The 5,851-nt window shown below is 32.5% G+C and carries 6 protein-coding genes and 1 pseudogene; all 7 read right to left on the bottom strand.

From position 1 onward, the window contains the following. Positions 1 to 164 precede the first annotated feature (164 nt). On the bottom strand, positions 165 to 935 hold the full coding sequence (locus tag C5471_RS22490; protein ID WP_133812497.1) for a glycosyltransferase family 2 protein: 771 nt from the start codon (positions 933 to 935) through the stop codon (positions 165 to 167). 230 nt (positions 936 to 1,165) lie between these two features. Then, positions 1,166 to 2,101, bottom strand: a complete 936-nt coding sequence (locus tag C5471_RS22495; RefSeq protein WP_133812484.1) for a glycosyltransferase family 2 protein — start codon at positions 2,099 to 2,101, stop codon at positions 1,166 to 1,168. A gap of 47 nt (positions 2,102 to 2,148) precedes the next feature. Continuing rightward, entirely contained in the window at positions 2,149 to 2,730 is a 582-nt protein-coding gene (locus C5471_RS22500; RefSeq protein WP_133812485.1) for a hypothetical protein, read from the bottom strand. A 718-nt stretch (positions 2,731 to 3,448) separates the two neighbouring features. Next, positions 3,449 to 3,625 (bottom strand): annotated as a pseudogene (locus C5471_RS22505) (IS630 family transposase); the annotation flags it as partial. 233 nt (positions 3,626 to 3,858) lie between these two features. Beyond that, positions 3,859 to 4,602 (bottom strand): glycosyltransferase family 25 protein, encoded by a 744-nt coding sequence (locus tag C5471_RS22510; RefSeq protein WP_133812486.1) that lies wholly within the window; start codon positions 4,600 to 4,602, stop codon positions 3,859 to 3,861. 713 nt (positions 4,603 to 5,315) lie between these two features. Next, on the bottom strand, positions 5,316 to 5,555 hold the full coding sequence (locus C5471_RS22515; protein ID WP_133814162.1) for a helix-turn-helix domain-containing protein: 240 nt from the start codon (positions 5,553 to 5,555) through the stop codon (positions 5,316 to 5,318). 19 nt (positions 5,556 to 5,574) lie between these two features. Next, positions 5,575 to 5,847 carry a type II toxin-antitoxin system RelE/ParE family toxin gene (locus C5471_RS22520; RefSeq protein WP_422630939.1) on the bottom strand — a complete coding sequence of 91 codons (273 nt, stop codon included), beginning with the start codon at positions 5,845 to 5,847 and terminating at the stop codon, positions 5,575 to 5,577. Positions 5,848 to 5,851: the final 4 nt, after the last annotated feature.

Genomic DNA, 5,851 nt, shown 5'->3' on the forward strand with positions numbered 1-5,851 from the left:
GAAATTTACAAAAGTGAAGTATGACCAACTGGTTAAAAAACTGGAGGAAAACCCGCGAATCTTGCGGGAACCAGCCCCCCCTATATTGCATTAAGTGTGTGCATAACCATTATAATTAGATTATTAAATCACTCACTAATACTCATAAATCAAATAGATATTAATTAAAATCCTTTAATTAAATACATTAAAATACACCCTGTAATTACCCCAAAAGTAAAATACTTTATTTTCCTTTTATTCTTTAGCTTTCTTTGTCTTATCTCTTCATCCGTTTTTATATGGTCATCCCAACCAATATGCCTAACTGCACTTTTATCCAAAATAACTACATATTTATCTATTTTGGCATACTTCTTCGATAGTGTCATTTCTGTGTCACCAGCCAGATTGTAGGGCATAAATAATTCATAATCTGATTTTCTTCTAAGCCCTGGATTAAAACTAAACCCCATCCATCTGGAGTCATTACTTTCCAGAGTAGAAAAGTAAACACCCTCTAATTCTCTGAAATTACTAGGGTAATGGAATGGATAATGAAACATTACATCCTCTTTTAAATCTCTGAGCCATACTTGGAGTATGTTTTTATCAGATTTCAAAGCAACAAAAGAATCTTCGATAAATTTATCTCTATAGAAAAGCCAATCGTCTTCACAATGGAAGATATAGTCAGTTTTTACTTTACTATATGCTAGATCAATTGACTTGATTTGTCCTAGTTTAGGATTGTTTAAAATAATTTCACAGTATGGTAACCAGTGCTCAGGTATAACAGAATAAATAGATTTATCTCCAGAGTCTTCTGTTATAACAACCTGTTGTATAGGATAAGAATTATACTTATCAAATGACTCAATAGTTTGCTTTAATAAATCAAATCGACCACAACTTGTAATAACTAGGGTAACATCACTTGAATCAGAAAAGAACATAATATCTACTCACTGACCTTTATAATATAAAATTTACTCTCAGTTGATATGGTAACAAAAAAAACACTACTTTCATAGTGTCAAAACAAATGACTTCATTTTAAATTACAGGTTAGCATACTAAGTTTATTGATTTACATGGAAGATTCTACCTATTGGTTTGTCTGAATAAGAAATGTATCTATAAAGGTGAAAGCCAGATTAAATTACTGGCTATTTTAATTTATTTCTTATAATTTGATGCTGAAAAGTTTGCGTTTAAAACTCATACGTACTTTAGGATCAAAATAGAATTTTATTTTGGATAATGAGTTTAATCTATTAACTAATAGATCATATTTTTCTTTTGACAACTTTTCTTTATGCTTATTAACTAGGTCAATAGCGTGACATGCAGTAAGACTATTAAAGTGAGCTCCAAAAGTATCAAACATGCACTTAACAGCATCTGCCATTAGATCTGCTTTATCTGAGTCAATATAGCTTGATAGACTTCCACTATGTTTTATATAATTATATATTTTTTCGTCAATATAATATATTTTCTCGCAATTATTTAATAATATTGGAAATGCTAAAGCATCTTCATAGCATGTCACTTCAGGGAATCTAAGCGAATAAAATAAGTCTCTTTTTAAAAATTTACCCCATAGATGAGCTTGAAAATCTTTATGGATTAAAAATTTTTGTATTGCTTTATTCTTACTTAACTTTATTGGTTTTCCTATATGAGCTTTTACTACCTCTTCGGATGGCTTAAACACTTCATGCATCTTTGATAAAAGTATGTCAGGAGAGTTATCATCTAATAATGATATAACTTTTCCCATATTAAATTTTGCAAGACTGTCGTCACCATCAATGAAGGTTATATACTTTCCTCTACTAATATTTACACCATAGTTTCTGACTTTACCTATATTATGAAACGATGTTTTGACATAATGAAATGATTCATTTTCAGACTCAAACATCTTTAAAATAGTTGTGGTTAAATCTGATGAATTATCATCAATCATCAGCACTTCATAATCGTCATAAGGCACTTTGTATAGGCATTCTATTATACTTTTTAAGCATCTTCCTATTAAATCCTCTAAGTTATGAGCTGTAACTATAATTGATAATTTTTTTTCGGAATGTGAACGTAAACCTTGCACTATCATCTCTCTTATGTTGATTGGTTGATATTATAAAATATTAAGTATCAATTTCACTTTTTTAAATAGTTTGAATCATATAAATTGGGAATTGCTGTGTAGCAACTTAGTGGATCTATCGCAACAATAATATCTGACTTTTCTTTTTTCATCAATTTAGAGAATAGAAAAGCAAGATGTAATCTGAAAACCTCTGTGTTATATATCTCAGGACGTATGCGCTGACATGACATTCCATTTAACCATCCATCATCTATTTCCTTAGGTCCTTGGCAGATGCCGTTGATAAATATGCAGCCTATGCTTAACAGTGGATTATCTCTTGAGAATAATAGGATTATGAATTTTTTACACACAGTTTCATTAACGTAGGCTTTCGTTAGGTGATGCAGTATAGTAATCAACACTAGTGAGAGCAAGAAAATACTCACTTTTCTGTTAACTGTCATATCTAACTTTAGTGCTAACAGGAAAAATATGAAGATCATTGCACTAAATGAATAGTAATCTGCGAGGGTAGCAGTTATAAACTCGCCCGTTTCTTGCTTGCTTATATAAAATGGGGATAGGATAGAATTAAAGCCTGGCGGACCATACATCAGCCCGATAGGAGCATAATTTAGAGCTACAATCATAAGAACTCCATAAAACATAGTTTAGCAAAAGGAAAATAGAGAAAGTACATAACCTATTTGTAAACAGTAACCCAAAGCTGTGTAAAGCAAAAGATGAAAAGTGTAACAATTGACAATAGCTTAATTAGGTGTTTTTTTATGATTTTCATATTTATCAATCAGTAGGGTATCGTGTAGTAGTAAAAAGTAGTTTAGCTTTCAAAAAACAAGGAAAACTAGGCTCCAATCTCTTTATCCAGTCATTAGTACTATACTATATATTCCTTGCTATGCAATGTCAGAATAATTTGATATCTCACAAAGAGGAATGCTGTACTCTATATAAGGGACAGAGTATACCGGTGCACTTTAAGTTCATTTTTTCGAGTGATATCACAAAATTTAAAATTTCAGGCATAATTGTGAATGATTTAAGAACTGGTATTGTTTAAAAAATGCAGGGAGGAAATTAGGATTAAATAATCTTGTTGAGACTACTATCATGATAAAAGATGATGCTCTAAATATGGAGTTAACTTTTAGCATAGTAGAAATTATACTTATAAAATCTAGTAAGTTATTATCGGATGACTATTAAATGTGATTTTTTCAATCAATTAAGAAATCCGTGTGATTTACTTTTCGTCATATCAAATAATAGTGGTTTTCATAAAAATCTATGAGTAAATATTATGTTCTTTTCTAAATCAAGTGATGTAACCCTAGTTATTACAAGTTTCCACATTGGAGGTTTGCCAACGGGTAGGCTTTTGAGTCCTTCTAATCCATATAACCGATTGACCGAAGAGCGCGCTGTACAAAGGGTTCTGGCGACATGAGAAACTGACGTTCCCTGATGTAGCATCAACCTGAGTGCATAATCTTTATCCCTGGTTTTATGGATAATTTTTTTCATCTGGCAGCGTTCATTTCAGGATACTGGTGCTATGATTGGAATGACTCAGTCCAGTTAATGATTTGATTTGACGATTAATCAGATCGCAAAAATCGGACTGAGTTCCCTTCAAGTAATCTACAATTTTGAAATTTTATTTAGGGAAAACCAAACCAGTTAACTTGGCATATAGCAAAACGTTGTTATGTAGATCACAATTCTACATAACTTATTATTCCTACGGTCATGAAAAATTATGGCCTTACTTTTTTCACCCATGACCGGATAAATATACGCCAAAAAATCAAACGTAAGGCTGTTAAGAATCTGCGCTTTCTTTTTTGTATATCTAGTTCGCTATTTGCTGAACGGCCTTCATTTCCTATAGATGAATTATGAGAATATTCTGTGAGATTTATAACTGGTGGGATAACAGCTTTTAATTTAACTATATTATTTTCTCTGAGCAATTTCCATTCATCGGCAACTAACCAAACTGGTTGCAAATAATGAAGTAAGTTTTGCGCCGCTTTATTATTTATAACATATCCATGAGCTAAAGCTGCATCAATAACATTGACTACATGGTAATGTTTAACAAGCGGTTTTTTGAATGCATCTATATACTCATTAACTTTGCTTAATAATAAAAGATTTGGTTCATGAGGTTTGTTATTGTTTATAGTTATTAAGGCATCAAGTATTCCGCTGATATCTTTGCCTATTTCAGCATCATCCTCCATAACTAAAGCTAGTTGTATATTTTCTTTAACCATTTTTTCGTAAATTTTTAAATGGCTTAAAGAGCAACCTAGCTCGCCCAAAGTTATTTCACTTTTGTCAAAATCTGGGCAAAGTACTTTAACTTCATCTTGTGACAGCTCCCTGCCATTTATAGCTTCAATGAATTCAACATTAAGCTCTAATTTTTCAGCTTGATATTGTATTGATTTTCTTCGTTCTAAATCTTTCTTTAGGTTAATGATAAATATTTTCATTCAGATAATACTCAAAATTATAAACAGACATGGTACCCATCATTTTTTCAAAAAATTTATACAGATGGTTTTAAAATAAAAGCATTATAGCTATTTTTTCATTAAAAGCTTACAGTACCTAGTGTTATTCTTTCTAACTACCTCCTAGGCGCTGTACTTAACTTTCGTAATATAGTTCATTTAGCATGAAAAGAACACTTTTTTGACCTCTTCGTTTTATATAGCAGAGGATGCATAGTATAATATTAATAGATAACTTGGCTAGATAAAAAATTGAATATCATTTTATTTTTTATCGAAAGCTAAACTACTTTCTGCCACCACACGACATCCTATTGATATATAAATATAAAAATACATTCATCGATTGCCAGTTGTTGTACTTTTTCAATTTCATTTTATAGAGTTCTTATTTTATATCCTATCGTTCTGACGTATGATCTTCCGAACTTTAGTTTTATTCGCTCCCGTTTTATACAAGCAAACAAGAAACTGGTAAGTTTATAACTGCTATCTTTGTAAATTACTATTTATCTAGCGTACTGATTTCCATATTTTGTCGTTAGCACTGAAATTAAATGTGACGATTAACGAAAAAAGGTGTTGTCTATACTCTTACTGTGGAGATTAATAGCAATCGAGTCAGTCTTCTCTCTATCGCCCAGTATCTTAATCAAATTTCATGATAAAGATACTGGGGGATGTGGCTAAAATTAAAGTGTTATTTGGAGTTTTTCGACACCGCAAGCTCGGGCATAACGTGCAAGGGTATCTATGCTGGCCTTATTTATATTGCTTTCCATGCGAGAGACAGTCGGTGGCTTAACTCCCATACGTTCTGCTACTTGGGCACGTGTGATGCCTGCATTGCACCGCCATTCAGCTAGCAGCGCCTGTAATTTTTCTTTTCGCTCTTCGGCTTCGTATGCTGCCCGGTACTCGGGGTCTTTCATCCATTCAGCGTGTAATTCGTCATGAGTTTTCAATTTCACGTTTGATTTCCTCTAGTCTTCGTTTAGCTAGCTCGATTTCGTTTTTTGGCGTCTTTTGGTTTTTTTTAATGAAGATGCGGAGCATATAGATCTTGCTACCCGCTTCATAAACCCAAATACCGCGAGCGATGTCGTTACCCATTGTGCGGATCTCGTAAAGCCCATCACCAAGGGGCTTTGTATCCGGTTCCCGTAGGATCCGCGGGTTTTCCTCCAGTTTTTTAACCAGCCGGTCATACTTCACTTTTGTCAGTTTT

Origin of the sequence: Photorhabdus tasmaniensis (genome assembly GCF_011189505.1) — a bacterium.
GTDB classification, from domain to species: domain Bacteria; phylum Pseudomonadota; class Gammaproteobacteria; order Enterobacterales; family Enterobacteriaceae; genus Photorhabdus; species Photorhabdus tasmaniensis.